Source organism: Spirosoma pomorum, from assembly GCF_054776615.1.
The window spans coordinates 94,847-117,855 of the sequence record NZ_BAAHBP010000039.1; the positions used below are offsets into that span (position 1 = coordinate 94,847).

Sequence of the window (23,009 nt, forward strand, 5' to 3'; positions counted from 1 at the left end):
AAATTTACGGCGAAACGTGCGATTTTCCCTCAATTCATTCACGCGACAAGAACTCCCTCACAAAATTGTACTACTAATTACTTTTTCCGGCCTACCGTTATTACGGATAAACCGATTGTGTTGAGTGTGAGCTTGTCCAACAATTTGAATATGGGCACCAGCTTATTGTACAGTTCCATTTGACCGCCTGGAATTGTCTCGTTTTTCTGGAGCTTACCGGATACAAACCAGCCGGCAATCCCCATCAGGTTAAAATGCTGGCTTTTGATGATCTCGAAATTATTCTGGAGAAATAGCGGGTTCAGGGTTGCTTTTGTATACCGCCGATAATGCTCCAGTTCGGTGTCAAACCGATTGTAGAGCGCCTGATAAGCAGGAACCAGAATGATCAGGTGACCGCCCGGCTTTAGAAGTTTATAACAATTTCGGATGGCGAGGGCGTCATCCTTAATGTGTTCTACTACGTTTAACGCGAAGACGGTATCGTGAGCTTGCAGGTGGTCCGCAAACACTGTATCAAACTCAGGGTCGGTAAGGTCCATCGAAACCACACCACCCAATGTTGGCTGCTGAGCGAACTTCGTTTGCAAACGATCACAGTATATCGACCGGATATCGCTGAGGGTTATCGTAAACTTATCGCGAAAGAAGAATTGGGATATGTTCCCCGTACCGCTACCCACTTCAAACACGTTGCCTTTGCAATAAGGCTTGATCGTGTCATACATCCATTCGTTGAACCGATCAGCCTTTTCGATGACGGTCAGCGTATCGAGTCCTTGTTGATCAATCTCTTTATACTCGAATGACGGATTCATGGTAGTCTTTAGGTTGAGGGTTTTTGATAACTTTTGAGTCGGAAAAAAGTCCGTAGCGAATAATGGAATAAATGGCGCGGAAGCCATCCCGCCAGTTGATTTTTTTTCCTTCGGCATACGTACGCCCGTAATACGAAATACCTACTTCATAGATTCGCACACCGGGTATGCGCGCTATTTTCGCCGTCAGTTCGGGCTCAAAGCCAAACCGGTTTTCTTTCAGCTCAATCTGTTGAAGCATACTGGCCTTAACGAGTTTATAACAGGTTTCCATATCTGTTATATTCAGGTCATTGAAGGCATTCGAAAGAGTTGTCAGAAACTTGTTACCAATGGTATGCCAGAAGAAAAGTATTCGATGCGCATTCCCTCCCATAAAGCGCGACCCGTATACCACATCGGCCACCCCGCGCACAACAGGCTTTAATAGCAGATTGAATTCTTCCGGATCGTATTCCAGGTCGGCATCCTGCACGATAATGTAATCACCACTGGCATACTGAATGCCTGTCCGAATAGCCGCACCTTTACCCTGATTAATATTGTGCTTCAAATATGTCAGTTGCACATCAGGATGCTCGTTCCGGAACTGCCTGATTTCTGCGTCGGTTTGGTCCTGCGAACAATCATTCACAACGACAATTTCTTTCGTAAAACCACCAATAAGAGTCACTTGCGTTACGGCCTGTAAAATCGTCTGGATGGTTCGCTCTTCGTTGTACGCAGGAATAACTACCGATAATTTCATAAGGATAGAGGGCAAAGGGTGAATAGCAGACTATCGACTCCTAACGTTTCTGTTTCTTTGTTAGTCCTTTTCGCTCCGCATCCCGCCGGTTTGCGGTCGCTGTGGCAGGAGCAGCTGCCACAGAACCAGCTAGCACTTGACTTGATGGTGCTCTTTTTTTGATGGGAGGAACCGATTCGTCGTTCTTCTCTGGCCGGTAAGCTTTATGATGCAACTGACTGATCATAGTCAGCATACCAATACCAAAGAGGTAGTATGAGTGTAAGCCCAGACGATCTGCACTGGTACTGAGATGCCAGGCCAGATCGTGTACACTCAGGCAATACACGACGATCATCAGCCCGACGAAGATAAATCCACTAGTCAGCGAAAGAGTCATTTCCTGACCCAGTCTGCGCCAGTTTTTCACCGACAGGCCCGATACCCAGCAGTAAACAATCGTAGCGGCAGCTAACACCAGATACAGATACCAGTAGTTCGCCAGAAAAACCCTGTCCGTATAGCTCGCATCAATGAGGGCCAGTTTCTCATCGGAGAAAATCTGTCCATAGTTATCAACCTGTTTCAGACGGCTGAAATCATAGTCCTTGACCTGGGCATTCCATCGGTTTTTATACTGACTCCAGACAATCAAGGGTAAAACGCCCAGCACAACAACGGGCCAGAAACGAAGCCAGGTTTTCAGATGAAACCGAATGAACCGTTTGTCGCGCAGATTGAAGAGCAACAAACCAACGGCGTAACTGCCGAATATAATCAGCGTCAGCAGCGCTCCTTCGTTTTTTATGCTGGGTAATAACAATCCTGTTGCAATTGCATTGAACAGGTATTCACGGGTGCCGTATCGTACGTAAAACGTCAGAAACATCAGGCATAACCCCGCGTATATAGCTAACCAGCCATCCATGTAGCCGATCGTCAGGAAAAGCGGATTGTACCCCACCGACATCATGTATGGATTGAAACCAACCATCAAGATGACGGCGATCGTCTTCCAAACCCAATGGATAGGACGGGCGCTAAGCATAGCAATCAGTAGACCCAGAAATAAGACGAATAGATTTGCCTTAGGAATGTAATCGTTCCAGAACCCGACGTAATGCGCGACGTAAGCACTAATCGCTGGCATCAACAGCGGGTAGCCAGGATGATAAACGCCCTGACTATTCGGAAAAACAATGCCGGTATCCCCCGTGAGTCCATTGGTGAAGAACAGTTGCTTGGCGTGCAGATACCAGACAATCCGCGCATCCCATTGGTAAACGGGCTCGTAGAACATTCGCTCCAAAATAGCCCAGCTGGCAAAGATGCTTACTCCTACAAAGAGGCCGTAATAGCCATACGCCATATAGCTCATTTGGAAGCGCCGTTGATGTCGGCGCCAGACTGCCAACGAGACAGCCGCTACCAGCGACCCCAATAGAACCGCCGTGATAGCCGTTAACGACAACTGAAACAGAACCAGCACGTATAAAGTACTAAGCCCCAACGCGAAGGAACCGAACAGGCTTTTCAGACCGTCACGACCACGCAAAAAGTACCAGCTCAGCAAAAAACCAAGCGACAAAGCACCTCCTACGTATAAACTGACGGCACTAATAACCTCCAATGCAGATGCCTTCATAATTATGCTTGATTGTTACGCCAGGGACTTGAGCGATATCCTGATAATAGCCAACCAGATTTCGACTGGTGGAATCCATACGGGCAGGCCATGCAGTCTGGTTCAGACATCCGATGACATAACCGTCAGCGTCTTTGACCAACTGTCCAACAGGATGGTAATTCTTTATGTGAAGCGAGTCAATCAAACGGGCCGCCAACTGAGCAGGTAAAGGAACAACCCGGGAACCTGCGCCCTCAACAAGCCACTCCTCTCTTGCCATAAATGGCTTGGGCTGCTTATCTAGATTAATATATAAGCTATAATAGCCCCGCATAAAAGCAACTACTATTATCAGCACCAAGCACGTCTTCAAGCCATTAAACAACTGATTCATAAATAGTTAAATATGACAACGTAACATACTTAAGTGCTTTAGGAAGATAGTCCATTTGTTCACAAAAACAGTGCCATGATTTTAGCTTGATTCTGCGAACCATCTATCCATATCTATGTGATTGTCAGAACAATCTTGGTAGTATATGAATACCCTTAATTCGTTTCGCTACTGCTTGGCCGATTAATACGCCAGCAGAAACGTAACCCCACTGAACGAGGAAGTTACGAACTCCAATTTCTAAAGACAAAAACTAGAGAACTTATACCTGAAAACTTACAAGATTGCCCGATTCAATACGTTGCCGTTTGATTTGACCTAGTCGAAGCGCTAATAGGCCCTTCCGATACGCCCTAATTAGCTTGATCTGTGCAACAAGTCTATTTGATAGAATGTAATCTTTTCCAGGCTATTTGATTACGCTGATACCTCTACTCCCCATTGTAGGCATATTATGCCTTATTTAATTTGGGCATCGCTAAAATTAGGTCTAATTTTTGAGGTGCAAATGAATGCCCATACTCGTTAATCATGTCTAAGAAAAGTAAAGCAAAGCCGCCGGTTTCGGGGCCTCCTCCTAAACCTGTTCAGTCTAAGCCGACACCACATACCCTTGATCAGCAACCTCCTCTTACTAAAACAGCCGACACTCTTTCCTCCTCTACCTCTCTTCCACCGGATCATTCGCTGATACGGTTCGACAAGCGCGTGCGCTGGTTTGCTGGTATCTGTGTAGCGCTTTTTCTTATTCTTACCCTCCTGAAACTACACGGATCGTCTATAGCAATCTGGAACCAGATTGTTCCGGATGGGTCCGATGCCAAACGTGGTTTAGTTGCCGGGCAGGCCCGCTCGATTCGAATTGATGAATACGGAGTGCTCACCCCCTATATGCTTTCCCAGGCTAAGAATGGGTTTGAGTTGCAAAACGAAGCGTTGGGGGGCGGTAGCGTCCCCTTAGTGCTAGGGGTTCCCGTAAAGCATTTCATTACGTTATTCCGGCCTCACTTCTGGGGGTTTTTCGTTCTGGACACTGAGCGCGGCTTCGCCTGGTGGTGGAACTTCAAGGTATTTGGTATCCTGCTTTCGGCCTTTTTTTTGTGTCTGCTGCTTACCCGCAATAACTTCTGGTTGTCTGTCTTCGGAGGACTTTGGATACTGCTCTCAGCCGGCACGCTTTGGTGGTTCTCGACGGGTTTAACGGAAATGATTATTGGTGCCTGCCTGCTGCCGGTAACGGTTATCTATCTGCTCTACGGCCAGACGAACCGCCAGATTCTGACGGCTGCTTTACTCACTGCCTGGGGGAGTCTTTATTTCGCGTCGCACCTGTATCCACCCTACCAGGTTCCGCTCGCCTATCTGATGGGCTTTCTACTGGCCGGTTATATCATCAGTCGGAAGCGGGCTGACCTGTTCGACCAGTTTCCGGTAAAGGCTGCTGGTATTGCATTGTCTCTTGGCCTGATTGGTATTATTGGCTTTTTGTATTACCGAGACGCCAAACCAACGCTTGACTTACTGTTGAACACCGCTTATCCGGGTCGCCGGGTTGATTACGGCGGGACAGGTTTCGTCGCGAACTGGTTTTCGGAGTATTTCAATAGCTTTTTTATCACGGATCAGCATTTCCCGACTACTTGGCTGAACACCTGCGAGCTTTCCCATTACATTACGTTCGCACCTGTCATTCTGCTCTGGCTGGCGTATCAATGGGTCTCAACTCGGCAGGTGAACTTTGTGCTGGCGGGTTTGGCCCTGTTTGTCATTTTTGGCTGGCTGTGGATTGAAGTAGGCTTTCCAGCCTGGCTAAGCAAGCTAACGCTGATGAGCACCAGCCCAACCCGTCGGGCTCAGATTCCGTTTGGCCTTGGCAACGTATTGCTGACGATCCTGTTCCTGAGCGACGCCCGTACTCCACTCGCCAAAAACCTGACACCTGGACGTATTCTGGTTTTGGTAGGCGCGCTGGCCGTTGCTGTGCTGGCCGTTTATCAGAACAATAATGACGCGCCTGGATTCTTCAAAACGTATCAGCTCGTATTAGGCGCGCTTTATTTCGGCGTTTTGACAATTATGCTGATTCCGGTCTGGAACATGACCTATCGCGTTCCCGTATTCTGCATTGGTGTACTCATCGCCCTTCTACCGAATCTTAAGATCAATCCGCTGGCGAAAGGCTTGTCCCCAGTAACGGAAAACGTCGTTTATCGCACTGTCGATAACATCCGTCAGCAGGACCCAGACGCCCGCTGGGTCGTCTTTGGTAGTAACTTTCTTACGTATCTGGTGGAATCCACGGGGGTGAAGCAGTTGAGCGGAGTTAAATACACGCCCAACTTTACCAACATGCACGTCATTGATCCGACGGCCAAGCGCGATACGGTTTATAACCGGTACGCCCATTCGATCTACCGACCTTACTCCAACCCGATAGATACCGTCGTGATTGACAACGGGGGGAGCTACGACGGGTACACTGTCTATATCGATCCCTGCTCACCAAAGTTGAAAAAGCTGAACGTGCGCTACGTCATTTTCGACAAAGTCGAGCAACCAGCTGATGTTCGCTGTATGACATTGCTTTCCGAACTGGGTTCATTGAAAATATACCGAATCAATAACTAATCGCGATGGTCTTTTCGCCAACGGGTACGAATCGAGTTTTGGCCATTGTACCGTGCTACAATGAACAGGATTGTATTGCCAACGTAGTGGCCGATTTAAACAAAATCCGGGATCAGCACGCCATTCCGCTTGATGTCCTGGTTGTCAATGATTGTTCCCGAGACCGCTCCGCCGATATATTACGTCAATTAGACTGTCTGCACATTAATCTCCCCGTCAATCTGGGTATTGGCGGGGCCATGCAGACCGGCTATAAGTTTGCACAACGGCATGGATACGCCTACGCCGTCCAGGTAGATGGGGATGGGCAGCACCCTGCCGATCAACTACTGCAAATACTACAACCTGTGCTAGCTGGTCAGGCAGACGTAGTAATTGGCTCACGGTATCTCGAGCGGCAGGGTTTTCAGTCGTCAGCCATACGCCGAATCGGGATTCGTTACTTTTGCTGGCTAAACCAGACGCTTACCGGCCAAACGGTGCAGGACAGTACGTCGGGCTTTCGGGTATTCAACCGTAACGCGCTTAATTTAGCCAGTCAGTACTATCCAGATGAATATCCAGAGCCCGAAGCCATCATTTTGTTTGGCCTACAGAATCTTGCTATCTTGGAAGTACCCGTTCAGATGCGTCATCGTCAGGGAGGTGTTTCATCAATAAATGCCATTAACAGCGTTTATTATATGATAAAAGTAACCCTGGGTATTCTGTCGGCTTACTTACGTTATCGGCCTCATGGAAAACGTCGTTCCCTTTAAAATTCAACTGATCAGCATCATCGGCACGGTGCTGTTCATGCTCTATATCATCCGACTGATCGTTCGGGGGCGCTTGCGGGAGGAATACGCCATCATCTGGATTATCTGCACGCTCACGCTGTTAGTGCTTTCCTTATGGCGTTCTGGGCTGGAAACGATTTCGTTAGCCTTGGGGGTGTATTACCCACCCTCCCTGCTATTTCTCTTTGCCATCGGTGCTATTGTCTGTTTCCTGGTACATCTCTCGGTCGTCAATTCCAAAATGCAACACAATATCCGAGAGCTGACTCAGGATTTGGCACTACTCCGCTACGAACTCAACTCACTCAAAAAAACGAGCAATTCGGCCTCGGACACTACCGAGATAGCTGACAACGCAGTCGTAAAATCATGACACCAGAATTGAGTATAATTCTGGTGTCTTATAATAGTCGCGCTGACCTTGCCCGTTGTCTGCCCACCATCCTCAACCAAACGTATACTGACTACGAACTGATCGTTGTCGATAATCACGGCGGAGATGGCGTTTCCGAATTTATCCAGACGCACTATCCCGCAATACGTTTGATCAAGGATCTCGTAAACACCGGATATGCGGGGGGGAATAATCTGGGTATTCAACAGGCGCTTGGCCACTGGACGCTACTATTAAACCCGGATACCGAATTGCGGCCGACGGCGCTGGCTCAACTCATGAACACGGCCCGCGCTCACCATGATGCCTTTATTACGCCCAAGCTGCTCAATCCTGATGGCCTTACTATTAACGCCTGCGGTAATCAGATGCATTACACGGGGATCACGACCTGCCGTGGGCTGAACGAACCGGCTACGTCTTACCAGGGGCTACAACCCATTCTGTTGTTATCCGGAGCCGCGTTCGTGGCGCCAACGGCGGCTCTTCGACAACTCAACGGCTTTGACGAATCGTACTTCATGTATTTTGAAGATACCGATCTGTCATTGCGCGCCCGGCTAGCAGGCTACACCTTATTTTGTGATGCCAGCGCCGAAATCATTCACCATTATCGGCTGGGCATGACAGCGAACAAGTTTTACTACCTGGAGCGAAACCGGTTACTGACGTTCCTAAAAATCTTCTCCCGCAAAACTTTGCTGGCATTAGCACCGGCCCTCCTTTTCACCGAACTTATCACGGGCGTCTTTGCACTACGTAATTGGTCCTTTATACGTAGTCGACTTAAAGTGTACGCTTTTCTATGGCAGCAAAGACAACGCATACGTGCAGCACGAACACACGTTCAAACGACGCGACAACGAAGTGATCGAGAATTATTGAAAGACAGTAGCGATACGTTACCCGTTGGGCAGCTTGCCTCTTCAGGGCTGGTAGCTACCATGAATCGGGCTCTAACGAGAATATACCAGCTGTTACGTCCCGCTGGCTTGACCTAACGCTTGCGCTCGTAAACAGATACGAGCTCGTTATGCGTAAAATATTGGGAAAAAGCCTTCGAATCTATGGGGAAGTACTTCTGGTGAATGAGCTGATAGTTGCCAAACGAACCCAGGTTATGACGACGAAAGAACTCCTTATCCAGAAATGTCTGATGGGTTGCGTCGTGCTGAAAGCCTTTGACACCAGGAACCACGAAAATGAGCCGATCAAGACCCAGTCGTTCACCAGTTGTCAGCAAAGCGCGGATAACTTCCTGTGAATCCGTCAAATGTTCGAGCACATGCGCCATCAATAGTGATTTGTACCTGCCGGGCTCAAAATCCGCCAGCCGATACAAATCCGTTTCTGGATCATACAGACGAACATCAAGGCCCTGCCGCTGGCAATAAGCGACGGTTACTTCATTGACCTCTAGCCCGACTGAACCAGCTGGCAATTGCTCCAGTACTTCGCCAACACCACAACCAAAATCAATGGTTGGTCCGGTAGCAAACCGAATCATGTTTTTGATGTACAAATTGTTACGTACCCACCGCCGAAAACCACTTCGCTCCAATTGATAGGCGGTATATTCTTCAGCGTATATTTTTTCGTTCATGATAGTAGGTAACAAATTCAGTTAGTAACGGAACAAATAACAAAATTTTCAGACTTTTGCCTACACTTTTCGGACCACAAATTACCCAACAAGAACACTTATCATTAATTAATGAAACAACTAGTTGTTAGCGTAGCTTTATTGATAAGCACGACTACAGTACAGGCACAATCCTCCCCCCAGCAGTTTGCCAACACCATCACGGCCGCAGATCTGGAGAAACACCTCCGCATTCTGGCGGCCGACGACATGGAAGGACGCGAAACGGGGACCCGCGGGCAGCAGAAAGCTGCCGAATACATCGCCAGTCAGTTCGCTGACAACAACCTGAAGGCCATTGTCAAAGGTAACGGTAGCAAGACCAGCTATATCCAGCCGTATACTTTGTACAAAAAAACCTGGGGTGATTTTTACGTTAGTGCCAACGGCAAGCGCTTTACGTACCTGCAGGACTTCCTGACCAATGGTCTGCTCAGCGTCCCAACCGAAACCAAATATGAAACGGTTTTTGCGGGTTATGGCATCACTGACGGTATGTACGATGACTATGCTAACCGGGACATCACGGGTAAAGCTGTCGTCGTCTTCGATGGCGAACCCAAAACAGCCGACGGAAAATCGCTGATTGGCGGAGCAAGCGACGCTTCGAAATGGGGCGGTCCGAATGGCTGGCGGGCGAAAAGCCAAGTAGCCAAAGACAAAGGAGCAGCCCAAATTTTTATTATTTCAGCGGATTCCCCCGAAGCGTTCAAACAAATGCTGTCGCAACGGAGCGCGTTGCAGGGCCGTTTTAATCGTCTGGGACTGAAAGCGGGCGCCGAGAACGTAGGTTCTGTTGGTGTTTTCATGATTTCGGCCGATATGGGCGCTGCCCTACTCAACACGACTCCAGCCGCGATCGCTCAGTTAAAAGATCAGTTGGTCAAGTCGGATAAACCCGTTACGTCGGCGCAGAAAGGATCAGCCAGCGTAAAAGCCGAGCGGAAAGATGAGCAGGTTGAATCGTCAAACGTAGTAGGCTTCATCGAAGGCACCGACAAAAAGGATGAGGTGATGATTATTTCATCCCACTACGACCACATTGGTATTAGCGCAGATGGTCAGATAAATAATGGTGCTAACGACGACGGATCGGGTACGGTCTCTGTTCTGGAAATTGCGCAGGCGTTCTCCAGAGCAAAAGCCGCCGGAAAGGGACCTCGGCGGTCAATTCTGTTCCTTACGGTTTCGGGCGAAGAGAAAGGCCTCCTGGGATCAGAATATTACGCCGACATGAGTCCGGTTATTCCGCTGGCAAAAACCGTTTGCGACCTTAATATCGATATGGTGGGCCGGGTTGATGATCTGCACCAGGGTAAGTCAGACAATTACATCTACGTAATTGGTTCAGACAAGTTGTCGTCGGAACTGCACAAGATTAGCGAGGACGCCAATCAGAAATACACGAAAATGGAGCTGGATTATAAGTACAATGATCCCAAAGATCCACAGCGTATCTATTACCGCTCCGACCATTACAACTTTGCCAAGCACAAAGTACCCATCATTTTTTACTTCAACGGTCTGCACGCCGACTATCACCAGCCGACGGACGATGTCGAAAAAATCGACTTCAAGCTGGCCGAGAAGTCAGCCCGGCTGGTTTTCTTCACCGCCTGGGAAATCGCTAACCGCGACCAGCGTCTGGTAGTCGATAGCAATAAAGAGTAAAGCAAATGGGCCCGGTTCAAGTTGAACTGGGCCCATTTGCTTTACTCCTTCAACTAATTTTTCCCTCCCGACACTTTACCCGCTTTCGCCGGAACACCGGGCTGGGAGATCTCGAAATTTTCTTTCTGCTTAGCGTCGGCAACCAGTTTACGCACGTCAGCCAGGAGTTGCTTGGCGTCGTACACGACCCCATCTTTCACGGTATACGTAACGCCACCCACGCGCTCGACTTCGTTTTTGTCATTCAGGTGAATGGCGCCGGTTCCGTACAGGACTTTCAAATTGGCCAGCGGATTCTGATCCACAATGACAAAATCAGCCAGTTTACCAACCTCGACGGAACCAATCTGATCGGCCATCCCCAGCGCTTCTGCTCCTTTCAACGTAGCAGCCCGAATCACTTCGAGCGGATGAAAACCAGCCTCACGCAGCAGTTCCAGTTCACGGATGTACGCGAAGCCGTATAATTGATAGATAAAACCCGAATCAGAGCCCGCCGTTACGCGGCCGCCCCGGTTTTTGTACTCATTGATAAAAGCCATCCAAAGCTGATAGTTCTTTTTCCAGGCCACTTCCTGCTCGGTCCCCCACGAGTGCCAGTATGACCCATGCGAAATGCGACTAGGACCATAGAATCGCCACAAGCTGGGTAAGGTATAATCATCGTGCCACTCCGCGCGCCGGGCCAGCATCAGTTCTCGGTTGGCCTCATAAATGTTAAAGGTTGGATCAAGCGTAAAATCCAGCGCAATCAGTTCGTCCATCACCTTGTTCCAGCGGTCGGTTCCCGGCTTAGCAGCCTGCTGCCAAAGGTTACCCGCTTCAGTAAAGCGATCCTGCTCGTTGTTGTAGTTATACGTAGCAGGGTAGTTCTGGATAGTTTTGTCGTCAAACAGTGCTTCGGGCAGACCATACCAGTGCTCCAGCGACGTCAATCCGGATTTGGCCGTTGCCAGCGCGTTCATTCGGGCGACTTCCAGCTGCGCGTGGTGACAAGCCGACCGTAAGCCCAGCTTCTTGTTTTCGACCAGCGCCGTTTTAAAGATTTCCGGTTCAGCGCCGAAGAACTTGATGCCATCAGCACCCCGCTTGGCGTTTTGCTGTACCCAGGCCCGCGCCTGTTCGGGTGTACTTATAGGCTCTTTAGCGCCCTGCCCGAAGACGGTATAGGCTTTGATCCGCGGGGCCGTAATTTCGTTACGTTCGCTTTTCGTGCGGTGTTCCAACACCCAGTCGAGGCCGTTTCCGCAGCTTGGGTCACGAATGGTCGTAATACCGTGACCGAGCCAGAGTTTAAAGACGTACTCAGCCGGTGTGCCCTGACCCTGTCCACCAATATGGCCGTGCATATCAATAAATCCTGGCATGAGATACATGCCCTCACAATTCAATTCTTTATCACCGGAAGAGGCTGTTGGACGCGATTTTGGGTCAATAGAGACCCCTGGATAGCCGACCTGTTTGATCTGAGTAATCCGGTTTTTCTCCACTACAATATCGACGGGTCCCATGGGCGGAGCGCCTGTACTGTTGATCAACGTAACGCCCCGAACGATCAATCGCCCGAATGGTCCTTCCCCCTCATGACGAACGGGTGCTTTTTCCACCTGCGCTAGAGCAATGTGTCCAAAACCGGCAAATAAGTATAGACTCGCGGCAAGTAAACGTAAACGCATCGGCAAACGATCGGTTGGTCAAACAGTTGTAAGATAGACAAAACAACCTGACTTTTGCGAACCGGACGCTTTGGGCGTCATGAACACGCCAATTTATGTCGAGAAACCTGCTGTTATTGACACTGGCCATTGTGGTAATCGCAGCCTTTTCGCTGTTGAAAACGCTGACGCCAAAAGTTGTCATAACGTCAACCCCCACTCCAGTCCCTCCATCTCCAGCCTTTACTGCATACTGGCCATTGCATAAAAGCGAGTTGAATTATTATCGGCTTAATCAGGCGCAGGATGGTCGTTTGCACACGGGCCGGGCTACAGTAACCTTTACGTCCGACACTACTTCGATTGAGAAAGCTAGTCCGTTTCCGGCATTTTCGACAAATCTGGGAAGAACGTTCAGCGTAGGTCGCAACGAGTATTCACTCGCTACGTCAATTTCAACGCCTATCAACAATCCATCATTCCCCCGTTCCTTGCAAGCCCTTTCTACTGAGCAAAGCTGGACCGGGCAACGGGTTATTCAACTGATGCTACAGGCGGATGGGTATCAAATCAGTACCGATTCGACCGGCGCCCCAAACAAGGGTTATATTGTCGATCCGGTCGTACTGGAGGATGAAATCTGGAACCTGATTCGAGTTAACCCCGCCAAATTACCCGTTGGGAAAGTTACTCTGCTGTCGGGTAGTCTGACGGCGCAATTACGTCGTCGTAAGCTAAGACCCCTGCTGGCTCAGGCAAGTCTGGGCGATTACGAAGGCGTCCTTTATCCTGGTGACTATCTGCAGGCTTACACCCTGAAATACCCCACCAATGACCGGACGCTGACCATTATTTTCGAGCGGTTGTTTCCCCATCGAATCATGGGTTGGGAGGAAATCTACCAGAGTAAAGACAACCTTCTGACCACAAGGGCCGTTTTACAGAAAACGGTACAGACTGATTTTCAGCAACCCAATACGGTCGTCGATAGTACCTTGTACCGTGCTCCATTCAAGTAACACGCTTATCCAATGAAAAAATTTCTGCTCTTTAGCCTAGCCGCCGTTCTGGTCGCTGGCTGTTCCGGTAGTGATGAAAAAACGAAATCTGCCATCAACGATCCCGTCTACACGCTTATTTTCCTGGACAAAACCCGCAGCGTCGACGTGAACCAGGCCTTCGTTGCCGAAAAATACAAAGAGGTTCTCTCGGATATTATTGACCAGAATATTCGTCGGAAGGGCGACAAACTGGAGATCTATTACATTCATGAAAATACGTCAAAAGCCCGCGCACTCTCCATAACAGCCCGGACGGAAATGGAAGACGTGAGTAGCGCCAGCCCTACTGACCGCGAAGCAGCACAGACCGAATTTGAGCTGATGCTAAACCGGGAAAAAGCCAGCATTCGGCAACGCACTTTACAGCAACTGACCGAAGAAAATAAGGGCTCGTCTAACCAGTCTACTGATATCTGGGCCAGCCTACCGGTTATTGCCAAGGCGAACGGAACAGGCTCAACGGTGAAGGTATACTACTTCAGCGATATGCTGGAGAGTGTGAAAACGAAACCAGGCAGCAATGAGATTCGCCGTGATTTCGAAGTACAGCCCCCCAAAGACAATTCACAGGCCGACGACTGGGCTATGACCGACAAGGAACAGTTGAAGCGCTACGTCATTGGCAATCCGGACATCACTATGATTCTGCCTTTTGCCCCCAACGCATCAGCCAAACAGAACAATCCCGCCGTTACGCAGTACTGGGAAACGCTGTTTACTGAACTTGGAGCAGCCAGTATCGAAGAACGGTAATCGACTTTTTACGACGCTACACGCTCATCTGTGTTCCTCTTTTCAGGCTCGAATAAAGCGTTGGCTCGAATCCGGTAGCCATAGCACTCATCGAATGCAGAAAAGTCGCTGTGCAGGCAGTGTGATGTCAGAATCAGATCTTCGTCGTCTCGCTGAACAGCTAGGTAGTGAAACATGGGTTTGTAATAGGACGCCAGATCAGGCAGACGTGTGGGTGACGTATTCATCGGCTGGCGCAATCCACCGCCACCGCCGATTACCAGAAACTCCTTACCTTCGAATTGGAACCGCTCGAACGCGTGGGAGTGGCCAGTGATAAACAGCCGAGCCTTTTTCGATTTGATGTAACAGGGGACAAACCGCTGCTGAACCAGCTTCGACGAACCAACCAGTTTGCTGTTTGAGTAGGGCGCGTGATGGCACGTAATAATCACCACTTTTATATCTGGATTTTCATCCAGATCCTTCAGGGTTTGCTCGTACCAGGTTTGTTGCTTCACCATATCGGCTACTGACAACGTAGTAAAATTGGAATTCAGCATGACAACGGCAATGTGGTCCGTCACCTGTACGTATCCTGTGTGAACGTGCTCCGGGAAACGACGTTGAAAATTGCGCGCTCCTTTGCGGGGACGCCCCATAACATCGTGATTCCCCATGATTGCGTACACTGACGTACCGATTTCCCGGCACCGTTCCAGAAATCGATCAATCATCGGCCACTTGTCGTTCCGAAATCCTAGCGAAACAATATCACCCAGCCAGTATAACACCGTAGGCTGGATACGCACAATTTCATCAAAAATTGCCCGCGTTGCTTTCGTATTATGGTAGGTACGTAATACCAGACGCTCTACAAACATTGGCGCCTGCGTATCACTAAGGAAAAGTATTTTTTCGTTTTGGTTTTGCTCGCTCATATCGTCGTCACCTTGTCAAACATCAGCGTGCTACGAGATAGCACTTCTTTTGTCTATAACCATTTTTACCACGAAAAGGCCCGCCACAGTAATTGAAGTTGCAGCGAGAAGTCAGCATCTTGTGTAGCAGTTGCATTGAGCCACTTAAACTCAGCGGCTACCCGTACTCGTTTTCCGACGGGTTGTACGTATGAACCCGCCACCATCCAGCCGATGCTTATTTCCTGCGCGTCGACAATGCCCTGGTAGTTTAGCCGTGAGTTAATCAGGTACGCTCCCGTACCGCCCGTAATAGCTAAACGCCGAGTCAGGCTTCGTTCAGTTCCACTTAACCAGGCCAGCGGCATGGAGAATACCAGCAGCATGGGAACGCCCGAGACATACACCCGCGCTCGTTCACCATTTACTCGCCCCCGGTATGAATACAAGGTTGTCCAGCCGGTCTCAATACCCGCTCGTAACCGATGATCAGGGTACCACATAGCCCGAATGGTCAGTGGCACTCCCCACCGACCATTGTTCGTCTGGTCGAGCATAGCAGGGATTCCAATGTGCTTAGGATAATAAGAAATCCCTCCCCCCACGGTAATTACCAAGTTGTACGGTCCCCGTTTGGCTCCCGTTGTATCGACATGAGGAGAGTACTGCGCCTGGCTGGAAATACACCCTCCTAGCATGCACAAACCCAATAGCGTAGTAAACAGTAACTTCATAGGATTATTGCGCAGTGTAGTGATAGTAAGCAACTACGGGCGAGTAATTGGATAGAATCCCGTCAAACTCCCCTTCGCCAATGAATCGCTCGATAAACTGCGTTTCATCTAGTGTCCAAACAAAAACGGAGCGCCCCTCCGCTTTCATGGATTTTACTTCTTCCGTTTGTGGCCCTAGTGTCCAACGGGGCGCCCATATATTGGCTCCCAGACCACGCGTTGTTGCCGTGTCTAATTCGCAGAGGATAGGTGTATTGCTTTTACTAGCCAACCCTTGATACGATTGAATAGCTTCATTGCTTGGCAGACCAATAACAATCCGCAGATTACGTCCCGATTGTTTTGCCCGCTCGTTGTAACGCTGCTGCAGCGCCTGTACCCGCGCCATTGGTCCCTCGAACTTGGAATCCAGCCAGACAAAGTCAAGCGATGTGTTATCCACGATCGTTTGTAACGCTTGTTCCAGGGTAGGAATCTCCTCGCCATTGATAAGCCGGACAAACGTCTTTAACTGCTGGTACGTATACTGGTTTATCGTACCACTCAGGCCGTTCTTCTGGACTAGGCGAAGATTCAACTTATTATCGTGGTACAACACCGGAATGCTGTCCTTCGTGTACTGCACGTCTAGTTCTACCCCGTGAGCCCCTAATCGGGAAGCCAACCGAATAATTCGAAGCGAGTTTTCGGACGCACTCAACAGATCAGACGTACGGCCCCCGCCCCGGTGCGCAATTACTTTAAAAGGAGCCGGATTCAATGGGCGCAGGTAAGTCAACGTAATTTTCTGCTGCGGGGACCCAGTGCCGGTATCATAATAGCCGTCCACTACCAACGTATCGCCATCCAGCAGCTGGCCAGTGTAAGGTTGCAACTGACCATTACGCTTGGCTTTTAGAACAAAGTTGGCAAGGCCGGTGTCTTCATTCACCAGTTTTCGCCAGAAGCCCCTAACAGCCATTGAATCGGCCATCTGATTAATTTCCAGACTAAAAAAACCAGCCCCTACCCCCGTAAAAACGGATAAGGAGTGAACTGTGTCGGCACCATCGTGCGTATACGTCCATCGCAAAGCAACCTGGTTACCAAATCGATCAGCCCCCTCGGACACGGTATACACACCGTTGACAGCTCCTCGAATAGCAGGTGTGAATTTCCCTGATCCAGGTGTATCCGAGAAATTGTACGGAACAGGAGCCTCATACTCCATTCGGCAGCTCAGCGTACTGATGCCGATAAGTCCCAGCAAAAGATAAAACCAGGCTCGTTTCACAGAATGAAATTGAAAATAAGTTGGGGGTAAAACAGACTCCGGTCGAAGGTGCTGTAGAGCGACCAGAATTGCCAGTTGAAGCGGGAATAAGCCGCACGCAGTCCAATCGATACATGCTGCTGCTTGTAGAAGGGCTGCTCGAGCATGAACGTAAAGGCAAAGCCGTTACCACGCCAACCCGGTGTCACCACAGATAGCCCGCCTGCACTTGACCGGTAATAGACATCCAGAATAGCTTCTGCCTTCGCTGAGATCTGCAATTCTCGCGTCAGTCGATACCCCAGCGAGGCATTCGGGAAATTTTGTAAGCCGTAGGCTTCACTATCGAAAACATTCTTGATCTGCAATGTTCCCAGCCAACCGGCAAAATCGTCGCCCACCGAAACAAACCACCGGTTATTAATTGGTCTGGCCCAGCGAGCACCCAGCGCTACGTTACTTTGCAGAAACTGCGTCTGAACACGTCCATTCAGAAAGAAATGGCGAGATAGTCCTTTCTGGACGTTGAAGTCAATAGCGGGAAGCGTCAGCCGAATTTCTTCCGTCAACTCAGGTGGTGTAGACGTAAAAACGCCCCCCAGCGACAAACGCCACTCGCCTGGCAAAGGAGCCTGAGGGAAGTAGATAGCGGGTTGCCGATCTATAGTATCCCGTTGCGCTATAGCTAGATTCCAGGTAAAACCTGTGAGTGTTATGAACCAAACCCCTACCCTGTAGAAAGTTCCCACCGATCTGTTACTGCGTGAATGATTAGATGCAGTAAACTGTGTGAGGCTGGATTATGTTCTTGGGAGCTAAAAAAACAGAAAGGCCACTAAGTATTAGTGGCCTTTCTTCTTAGTAGCGGGAGCTGGACTCGAACCAGCGACCTTTGGGTTATGAGCCCAACGAGCTACCAACTGCTCCATCCCGCGATGTTTGGTTTGCAAAAGTAAGGAGCTTTTGTCAAAAAGCAATACCTTTGTAAAAAATATTTTTCTCGCTTGTCAGGAAACGATTTTAGTTCAGGATGAGTTAGCCCCTAAAGCCACTGTAAATCAAGCAGTGGGATCACCTACAAATGAATACACCTCTTGTTGAAAATTTTCCGGCTGATCACAAAGCCGGCTTCGTCAGTATTGTTGGCAAGCCCAACGTTGGTAAATCCACGCTGATGAATCAGCTCGTTGGCGAGCGTTTATCCATTATCACATCCAAAGCTCAGACTACACGGCACCGCATTATGGGTATCTTAAACGGTACGCATAATGGTCAGGAGTTCCAGCTTGTTTATTCCGATACCCCGGGGATCATCAAACCGCAGTATAAACTGCATGAGTCGATGATGAGCTTTGTGCGTGGTTCCATCGAAGATGCTGACGTGGTCTTATTTGTTACGGACATCTTCGAAGAACACGACGAGAATGACGTAATCGTACGCTTGCAGAAATCTGAAGTACCCATCTTATTACTAATCAATAAGATTGATCAGGCTACCCAGGAGCAGGTTGAAGAAAAGATTGCGTACTGGCAGGAAAACTTCAAGGCTGAAGCGATTATTCCCATTTCGGCGCTGAATGGCTTCAATATTAACAAGGTTTTTGACCAGATCATTGACCGGCTGCCCCAGCATCCGCCCTATTTCCCCAAAAGTGAGCTGACTGACAAACCCGAGCGCTTCTTCGCGTCGGAAATCATCCGGGAGAAGATTTTCCTGAATTATAAGAAGGAAGTTCCTTACAGCAGCGAGGTCGTTATCATCGGTTTCAAAGAGAAGGATGATATCATTGTCATTCAGTCGGAAATTCTGGTTGAACGGGCTACCCAACGGGCTATTCTGCTCGGCGAGGGCGGTAAGATGATCAAAAAAACGGGCATCATGGCTCGCGAAGAACTGGAACGCTTCTTCGGCAAAAAAGTATTTTTAGAACAATTCGTCAAAGTAGAACCCGACTGGCGTCAGAAAGAGCGTATGCTTAAGCGGCTGGGGTATGATGAATAATTGTTAAAGGAGGAAGAAGGAAAGGGACGAAAAGGAGAACGGGTTAAGATCCGCATCCTTTCCCGCAACGGCGGACCGTCCCTTTCCTCCCCTTCCTCCCTTTCCTCCTTCAAAAAATGGCAAATATTGTTGCAATCGTTGGCCGCCCGAACGTGGGCAAGTCGACGCTGTTTAACCGCCTGACGGAACAGCGTCAGGCCATTATGGACAACCAGAGTGGCGTTACACGCGACCGGCATTACGGTACGGCCGAGTGGAACGATAAATATTTTACGGTTATCGATACCGGTGGTTACGTAGTCGGATCGGAAGACGTTTTTGAAGAATCGATCCGTGAGCAGGTTGAAATAGCTATTCAGGAGTCGACCGTGCTCCTGTTCGTTGTCGACACAATGGCGGGGATGACAGGGCTGGATGAGGATTTCGCCAACGTACTGCGCCGGAGTAAGAAACCGGTTTATGTGGTTGCGAACAAAGCAGAAACCACTGAACGGGCACAGGGTGCGGCTGAGTTCTACGCGTTGGGCCTTGGTGATCCCTATCCGATCTCATCACAGACGGGTACGGGCACGGGCGATCTGCTGGACGAAGTTATTAAACACTTCCAGACTGATGGCATCGAAAATCCAGAGGAAGGCCTACCACGCATCGCTATTCTGGGTCGTCCAAACGTCGGTAAATCGTCGTATCTGAACGTATTGACGGGCAAAGACCGAAGTATTGTCACCGATATTGCCGGTACCACCCGTGATGCTATTAATACGCGTTATCGGGCCTACGGTAAAGATTTCATCTTGACTGATACGGCGGGTATTCGTCGCCGGGCCAGAGTCGATTCGAACATCGAGTTTTACTCGGTTCTTCGGTCGCTTAAGGCCATGGAAGATTCCGACGTTTGTATTATTCTTCTGGACGCAACCCGTGGCCTTGAGGCCCAGGATCTAAACATCATCGGTCAGGCTGTCAAGGCAAAAAAGGGGATCGTCATTATGGTCAACAAGTGGGATGCTGTCGAGAAAGACCACCGCACTGCCGATGTTATGCGTAAGGAGATGATTCAACGCATGATGCCTATTGACTATGTGCCCATCATCTTTGCGTCGGTCCACGAAAAGCAACGGATTTTCCAGGTGATGGAAAAAGCTATGGAAGTGTATGAGCACAAATCACAGAAAGTAGCCACGTCGAAGCTGAACGAACTGATGCAGCCCGAGATCGAGCGCTTCCCACCGCCGTCGGTGAAGAGTAAGATGATCAAGATCAAATACATGGTGCAATTACCAACGCCTTCACCCACGTTTGTCTTCTTCTGTAACTTACCTCAGTACGTTCAAGAGTCATACCAGCGCTTCCTGGAAAATAAACTCCGGGACCATTTTGGTTTTGAGGGAGTTCCGATCACCCTTTACTTCCGGCAGAAATAAAAGCAACTCTCTTAAAAACCCTCCACCCGGAGGGTTTTTGTTTTTGTGACATGACACAGCAGTCGCCCCGTACACAATACTGGATAGGTGCGTTCTTGATCTTTCTGGCGGCTTTTTGCTTCGCCACCAAGGGAATCCTGATCAAGCTGGCGTATCAGTACCCTATCGAATCCATTTCACTGCTCACGCTTCGAATGTTGTTTGCCTTGCCTTTTTATATCATCATTGCTCTCAATCTAAGTAGTAAGCTGCCTCCTGCTAAACTGACGAATCGACAATGGTTGGCACTAATATTACTAGGCATCACGGGTTATTATTTTGCCAGCTTTTTTAACTTTTTAGGGTTGGTTTACATCACGGCCAGCCTGGAACGGATTCTACTATTTGTTTACCCAACTTTTGTCCTGTTGCTCAATAGCATGGGCGGTTTCGGCCGACAAAGTATACGCCCAACGAAACTACAGCTAGTATCACTCGGGCTCACTTATGCAGGGATCTTATTGGCTTTTGTAGGTAATATCGAAACGTCGGCGCAGAAAGACGTATTATTGGGATCTTTCTGGGTGATTCTGAGTGGTTTGGTTTATGCCGTTTATCTGGTTGGTAGTGACCAAATGATCAAGCATGTAGGCGCTCAGCGTTTTACTTGCTACGCTATGATAGCCGCCACGGTTCCGACGCTGGTTCATTGCCTTGTGCAGAATGGACTTCATCTGAGTACTTATCCAACCCCCGTTTATTGGTTAGGCCTCAGCATGGGTATTTTTGTTACGGTATTACCTACGTTTATGATTGCAGAAGGAATTAAACGGGTAGGATCCGGCAATGCATCAATTATTGCGAGCGTTGGCCCCATTTTCACGATTTTCCTGTCTACATCAATTCTACACGAGCACATTAGCTCCGCTCAGATTATAGGTACAGCGCTTGTTTTACTGGGTGTTTTCTTGATCGGCTGGCGCGGCAAGCAGCGAAACGCCTGAAGGCGACAAAGCGTAATAATACTTACTGTCTATAGTTAAAACAGCCTTTAGATAAATAAAAATTACCACTAAATATTTTATTATCACATATATGTAAAGTTTCATACTAACTTTCACCACACTCACACCCAAACACCAAAGCGGTATGGCAGCGGAAAAAACTACTGACGACGAGAAACGCATTGATAAAGCAGCTTACGTACTGAAAGCTGTTGCTCATCCACTACGTATCAAAATCATTCAGATGCTGAATGATAACAAAGAATTGAACGTCTCTTCCATTTACAAAAACCTGAATGCAGAGCAATCGCTTATCTCGCATCATTTAATCAACATGCGCGATAAGGGTATTCTCGACATCCGGCGCAGCGGCAAAAACATTTACTACTTTTTGGTAGACAATGCCGTTTCAGACGTAGTTGAATGCATTTATCGGAGTAAGATTTTGAACTAAGCTGGAGCCAGAAGTCATACCTGCTCTTTTGTGCATAAAAAAAGGTCTCCAATATTGGAGACCTTTTTTTATGGTGCTTAATCGAATAAGTGCCCGGTTTTGTAAGTTGGTACGATTCCGAGGTGGATAAACGCTCGTTCGGTAACCTCCCGACCACGCGACGTACGCTTCAGAAAACCTTCCTGAATCAGGAAAGGCTCATATACCTCCTCAATCGTTTCTGCTTCCTCGCCACAGGCGGTCGCAATTGTTGATAAACCAACTGGTCCTCCTTTGAATTTTTCGATAATCGTCGTCAAAATTCGGTTGTCCATCTCATCCAGTCCGTTTTGATCAACATCCAGTGCACTCAATGCGATTTCCGCAATGTCGACATCGATGTAGCCATTACCTTTTACCTGCGCGAAATCACGAGTACGACGTAGCAGATTATTGGCAATACGCGGTGTACCCCGACTCCGTCGTGCTATTTCATAAGCGCCCGACTCGTCAATTGCCGTTCCCAGAATAGCCGATGACCGTTGAACGATATTAGTCAGCAACGAAGCGTCGTAGTACTCCAGCCGGCAACTGATCCCAAAACGGGCCCGTAATGGCGCAGTTAGCATACCAGCCCGCGTTGTGGCACCAACGAGCGTGAACGGATTGAGCTTAATCTGCACCGTCCGGGCGTTAGGGCCCGAATCCAGCATGATGTCAATTTTGTAATCCTCCATCGCCGAGTAGAGGTACTCTTCCACGATAGGGTTAAGCCGGTGTATCTCGTCGATAAAAAGTACGTCGTTGGGTTGTAGGTTGGTTAACAGACCAGCCAGGTCGCTGGGCTTGTCCAATACCGGCCCGGAGGTCATTCGAATGTTAGCCTGAAGCTCGTTGGCCACAATATGAGACAACGTTGTTTTACCCAAACCCGGAGGACCGTGCAGTAGTACATGGTCCAGTGCTTCGCCCCGTTGCTGAGCCGCCCGGACAAAGACTTCGAGATTCTCAAGCACTTTAGCCTGCCCCGTAAAGTCGGCAAACGAGAGGGGCCGAAGTGCCCGTTCGATCTCTTTGTCTGTTGTGGTCATGCCATCATCAGTACCTTTTAAAATGTCGTTTCGCATGATCGT

At 48.9% G+C, this 23,009-nt stretch carries 22 protein-coding genes and 1 tRNA gene; 11 read left to right on the forward strand and 12 right to left on the reverse strand.

Annotation, left to right across the window (positions count from 1 at the left end; translation table 11 throughout):
• Positions 1-77: 77 nt before the first annotated feature.
• Genes ACYVAD_RS24325 through ACYVAD_RS24340 form a run of 4 tightly spaced genes read right to left on the reverse strand, consistent with a single transcriptional unit; the run spans position 78 to position 3,566 of the window.
• Positions 78-818: a class I SAM-dependent methyltransferase gene (locus ACYVAD_RS24325; RefSeq protein ID WP_461142149.1), complete on the reverse strand. Its 741-nt coding sequence runs from the start codon at positions 816-818 to the stop codon at positions 78-80.
• Positions 796-1,566, reverse strand: coding sequence for a glycosyltransferase family 2 protein (locus ACYVAD_RS24330; RefSeq protein ID WP_461142150.1), 771 nt, complete (start codon positions 1,564-1,566; stop codon positions 796-798). The genes ACYVAD_RS24325 and ACYVAD_RS24330 overlap by 23 nt, the downstream gene beginning before the upstream one ends.
• A 40-nt stretch (positions 1,567-1,606) precedes the next feature.
• Positions 1,607-3,190, reverse strand: a complete 1,584-nt coding sequence (locus ACYVAD_RS24335) for a hypothetical protein (RefSeq protein WP_461142151.1) — start codon at positions 3,188-3,190, stop codon at positions 1,607-1,609.
• Positions 3,162-3,566: a hypothetical protein gene (locus tag ACYVAD_RS24340; protein WP_461142152.1), complete on the reverse strand. Its 405-nt coding sequence runs from the start codon at positions 3,564-3,566 to the stop codon at positions 3,162-3,164. The genes ACYVAD_RS24335 and ACYVAD_RS24340 overlap by 29 nt, the downstream gene beginning before the upstream one ends.
• A 531-nt stretch (positions 3,567-4,097) precedes the next feature.
• On the opposite strand from ACYVAD_RS24340, the gene ACYVAD_RS24345 reads away from it, so the two are divergent.
• From ACYVAD_RS24345 to ACYVAD_RS24360, 4 genes are read left to right on the forward strand one after another with little or no spacing between them, the layout of a single operon-like run.
• Entirely contained in the window at positions 4,098-6,194 is a 2,097-nt protein-coding gene (locus ACYVAD_RS24345) for a DUF7657 domain-containing protein (protein ID WP_461142153.1), read from the forward strand.
• Between the two features lie 5 nt (positions 6,195-6,199).
• On the forward strand, positions 6,200-6,952 hold the full coding sequence (locus ACYVAD_RS24350; protein WP_461142154.1) for a glycosyltransferase family 2 protein: 753 nt from the start codon (positions 6,200-6,202) through the stop codon (positions 6,950-6,952).
• Entirely contained in the window at positions 6,930-7,346 is a 417-nt protein-coding gene (locus tag ACYVAD_RS24355) for a DUF2304 domain-containing protein (RefSeq protein WP_461142155.1), read from the forward strand. Before ACYVAD_RS24350 ends, ACYVAD_RS24355 begins: the two co-directional genes overlap by 23 nt.
• Positions 7,343-8,368 carry a glycosyltransferase family 2 protein gene (locus ACYVAD_RS24360; RefSeq protein WP_461142156.1) on the forward strand — a complete coding sequence of 342 codons (1,026 nt, stop codon included), beginning with the start codon at positions 7,343-7,345 and terminating at the stop codon, positions 8,366-8,368. Before ACYVAD_RS24355 ends, ACYVAD_RS24360 begins: the two co-directional genes overlap by 4 nt.
• Here the strand turns inward: ACYVAD_RS24360 and ACYVAD_RS24365 are convergent.
• Positions 8,365-8,970 (reverse strand): class I SAM-dependent methyltransferase, encoded by a 606-nt coding sequence (locus tag ACYVAD_RS24365; RefSeq protein WP_461142157.1) that lies wholly within the window; start codon positions 8,968-8,970, stop codon positions 8,365-8,367. The two genes, ACYVAD_RS24360 and ACYVAD_RS24365, sit on opposite strands and share 4 nt — an antisense overlap.
• A gap of 111 nt (positions 8,971-9,081) precedes the next feature.
• Here ACYVAD_RS24365 and ACYVAD_RS24370 point away from each other — a divergent pair, with 111 nt between their 5' ends.
• Positions 9,082-10,680: a M28 family peptidase gene (locus ACYVAD_RS24370; protein WP_461142158.1), complete on the forward strand. Its 1,599-nt coding sequence runs from the start codon at positions 9,082-9,084 to the stop codon at positions 10,678-10,680.
• 53 nt (positions 10,681-10,733) lie between these two features.
• Here the strand turns inward: ACYVAD_RS24370 and ACYVAD_RS24375 are convergent, their stop codons facing one another.
• Positions 10,734-12,356 carry an amidohydrolase family protein gene (locus tag ACYVAD_RS24375; RefSeq protein WP_461142159.1) on the reverse strand — a complete coding sequence of 541 codons (1,623 nt, stop codon included), beginning with the start codon at positions 12,354-12,356 and terminating at the stop codon, positions 10,734-10,736.
• Positions 12,357-12,451: 95 nt separating this feature from the next.
• Between ACYVAD_RS24375 and ACYVAD_RS24380 the strand changes: the two genes are divergently transcribed.
• Both ACYVAD_RS24380 and ACYVAD_RS24385 read left to right on the forward strand, forming a co-directional pair.
• Positions 12,452-13,354, forward strand: coding sequence for a hypothetical protein (locus ACYVAD_RS24380; RefSeq protein ID WP_461142160.1), 903 nt, complete (start codon positions 12,452-12,454; stop codon positions 13,352-13,354).
• A gap of 12 nt (positions 13,355-13,366) precedes the next feature.
• On the forward strand, positions 13,367-14,149 hold the full coding sequence (locus ACYVAD_RS24385; RefSeq protein WP_461142161.1) for a hypothetical protein: 783 nt from the start codon (positions 13,367-13,369) through the stop codon (positions 14,147-14,149).
• Between the two features lie 8 nt (positions 14,150-14,157).
• Here the strand turns inward: ACYVAD_RS24385 and ACYVAD_RS24390 are convergent, their stop codons facing one another.
• The 5 genes from ACYVAD_RS24390 to ACYVAD_RS24410 form a co-directional block, all read right to left on the reverse strand.
• Positions 14,158-15,069: a metallophosphoesterase family protein gene (locus tag ACYVAD_RS24390; RefSeq protein ID WP_461142162.1), complete on the reverse strand. Its 912-nt coding sequence runs from the start codon at positions 15,067-15,069 to the stop codon at positions 14,158-14,160.
• Between the two features lie 65 nt (positions 15,070-15,134).
• Positions 15,135-15,782: a hypothetical protein gene (locus ACYVAD_RS24395; protein ID WP_461142163.1), complete on the reverse strand. Its 648-nt coding sequence runs from the start codon at positions 15,780-15,782 to the stop codon at positions 15,135-15,137.
• Positions 15,783-15,786: 4 nt separating this feature from the next.
• Entirely contained in the window at positions 15,787-17,055 is a 1,269-nt protein-coding gene (locus ACYVAD_RS24400) for a glycerophosphodiester phosphodiesterase (RefSeq protein WP_461142164.1), read from the reverse strand.
• Positions 17,052-17,783 (reverse strand): hypothetical protein, encoded by a 732-nt coding sequence (locus ACYVAD_RS24405; RefSeq protein WP_461142165.1) that lies wholly within the window; start codon positions 17,781-17,783, stop codon positions 17,052-17,054. Before ACYVAD_RS24405 ends, ACYVAD_RS24400 begins: the two co-directional genes overlap by 4 nt.
• Before the next feature lie 113 nt (positions 17,784-17,896).
• Positions 17,897-17,969: transfer RNA gene (locus ACYVAD_RS24410), tRNA-Met, on the reverse strand.
• Positions 17,970-18,115: 146 nt separating this feature from the next.
• Here ACYVAD_RS24410 and era point away from each other — a divergent pair.
• From era to ACYVAD_RS24430, 4 genes are all read left to right on the forward strand, one after another.
• Positions 18,116-19,036 carry a GTPase Era gene (gene era, locus ACYVAD_RS24415; RefSeq protein WP_461142166.1) on the forward strand — a complete coding sequence of 307 codons (921 nt, stop codon included), beginning with the start codon at positions 18,116-18,118 and terminating at the stop codon, positions 19,034-19,036.
• Between the two features lie 116 nt (positions 19,037-19,152).
• Complete coding sequence (gene der / locus ACYVAD_RS24420; RefSeq protein ID WP_461142167.1) at positions 19,153-20,460, forward strand: ribosome biogenesis GTPase Der; 1,308 nt, start codon at positions 19,153-19,155, stop codon at positions 20,458-20,460.
• 50 nt (positions 20,461-20,510) lie between these two features.
• Complete coding sequence (locus ACYVAD_RS24425; protein ID WP_461142168.1) at positions 20,511-21,443, forward strand: DMT family transporter; 933 nt, start codon at positions 20,511-20,513, stop codon at positions 21,441-21,443.
• A gap of 145 nt (positions 21,444-21,588) precedes the next feature.
• Positions 21,589-21,897 carry an ArsR/SmtB family transcription factor gene (locus ACYVAD_RS24430; protein WP_461142169.1) on the forward strand — a complete coding sequence of 103 codons (309 nt, stop codon included), beginning with the start codon at positions 21,589-21,591 and terminating at the stop codon, positions 21,895-21,897.
• 77 nt (positions 21,898-21,974) lie between these two features.
• Here the strand turns inward: ACYVAD_RS24430 and ruvB are convergent, their stop codons facing one another.
• A complete protein-coding gene (ruvB, locus tag ACYVAD_RS24435) occupies positions 21,975-23,003 on the reverse strand; it encodes a Holliday junction branch migration DNA helicase RuvB (protein WP_461142170.1) in 1,029 nt (342 codons plus the stop codon).
• Positions 23,004-23,009 lie beyond the last annotated feature (6 nt).

Excerpts from the sequence above, each read along its gene's own strand:
- ACYVAD_RS24325 (WP_461142149.1), bottom strand. The coding sequence starts at position 818 with ATGAATCCGTCATTCGAGTATAAAGAGATTGATCAACAAGGACTCGAT.
- ACYVAD_RS24330 (WP_461142150.1), bottom strand. The coding sequence starts at position 1,566 with ATGAAATTATCGGTAGTTATTCCTGCGTACAACGAAGAGCGAACCATC.
- ACYVAD_RS24335 (WP_461142151.1), bottom strand. The coding sequence starts at position 3,190 with ATGAAGGCATCTGCATTGGAGGTTATTAGTGCCGTCAGTTTATACGTA.
- ACYVAD_RS24340 (WP_461142152.1), bottom strand. The coding sequence starts at position 3,566 with ATGAATCAGTTGTTTAATGGCTTGAAGACGTGCTTGGTGCTGATAATA.
- ACYVAD_RS24345 (WP_461142153.1), top strand. The coding sequence starts at position 4,098 with ATGTCTAAGAAAAGTAAAGCAAAGCCGCCGGTTTCGGGGCCTCCTCCT.
- ACYVAD_RS24350 (WP_461142154.1), top strand. The coding sequence starts at position 6,200 with ATGGTCTTTTCGCCAACGGGTACGAATCGAGTTTTGGCCATTGTACCG.
- ACYVAD_RS24355 (WP_461142155.1), top strand. The coding sequence starts at position 6,930 with ATGGAAAACGTCGTTCCCTTTAAAATTCAACTGATCAGCATCATCGGC.
- ACYVAD_RS24360 (WP_461142156.1), top strand. The coding sequence starts at position 7,343 with ATGACACCAGAATTGAGTATAATTCTGGTGTCTTATAATAGTCGCGCT.
- ACYVAD_RS24365 (WP_461142157.1), bottom strand. The coding sequence starts at position 8,970 with ATGAACGAAAAAATATACGCTGAAGAATATACCGCCTATCAATTGGAG.
- ACYVAD_RS24370 (WP_461142158.1), top strand. The coding sequence starts at position 9,082 with ATGAAACAACTAGTTGTTAGCGTAGCTTTATTGATAAGCACGACTACA.
- ACYVAD_RS24375 (WP_461142159.1), bottom strand. The coding sequence starts at position 12,356 with ATGCGTTTACGTTTACTTGCCGCGAGTCTATACTTATTTGCCGGTTTT.
- ACYVAD_RS24380 (WP_461142160.1), top strand. The coding sequence starts at position 12,452 with ATGTCGAGAAACCTGCTGTTATTGACACTGGCCATTGTGGTAATCGCA.
- ACYVAD_RS24385 (WP_461142161.1), top strand. The coding sequence starts at position 13,367 with ATGAAAAAATTTCTGCTCTTTAGCCTAGCCGCCGTTCTGGTCGCTGGC.
- ACYVAD_RS24390 (WP_461142162.1), bottom strand. The coding sequence starts at position 15,069 with ATGAGCGAGCAAAACCAAAACGAAAAAATACTTTTCCTTAGTGATACG.
- ACYVAD_RS24395 (WP_461142163.1), bottom strand. The coding sequence starts at position 15,782 with ATGAAGTTACTGTTTACTACGCTATTGGGTTTGTGCATGCTAGGAGGG.
- era (WP_461142166.1), top strand. The coding sequence starts at position 18,116 with ATGAATACACCTCTTGTTGAAAATTTTCCGGCTGATCACAAAGCCGGC.
- der (WP_461142167.1), top strand. The coding sequence starts at position 19,153 with ATGGCAAATATTGTTGCAATCGTTGGCCGCCCGAACGTGGGCAAGTCG.
- ACYVAD_RS24425 (WP_461142168.1), top strand. The coding sequence starts at position 20,511 with ATGACACAGCAGTCGCCCCGTACACAATACTGGATAGGTGCGTTCTTG.
- ACYVAD_RS24430 (WP_461142169.1), top strand. The coding sequence starts at position 21,589 with ATGGCAGCGGAAAAAACTACTGACGACGAGAAACGCATTGATAAAGCA.
- ruvB (WP_461142170.1), bottom strand. The coding sequence starts at position 23,003 with ATGCGAAACGACATTTTAAAAGGTACTGATGATGGCATGACCACAACA.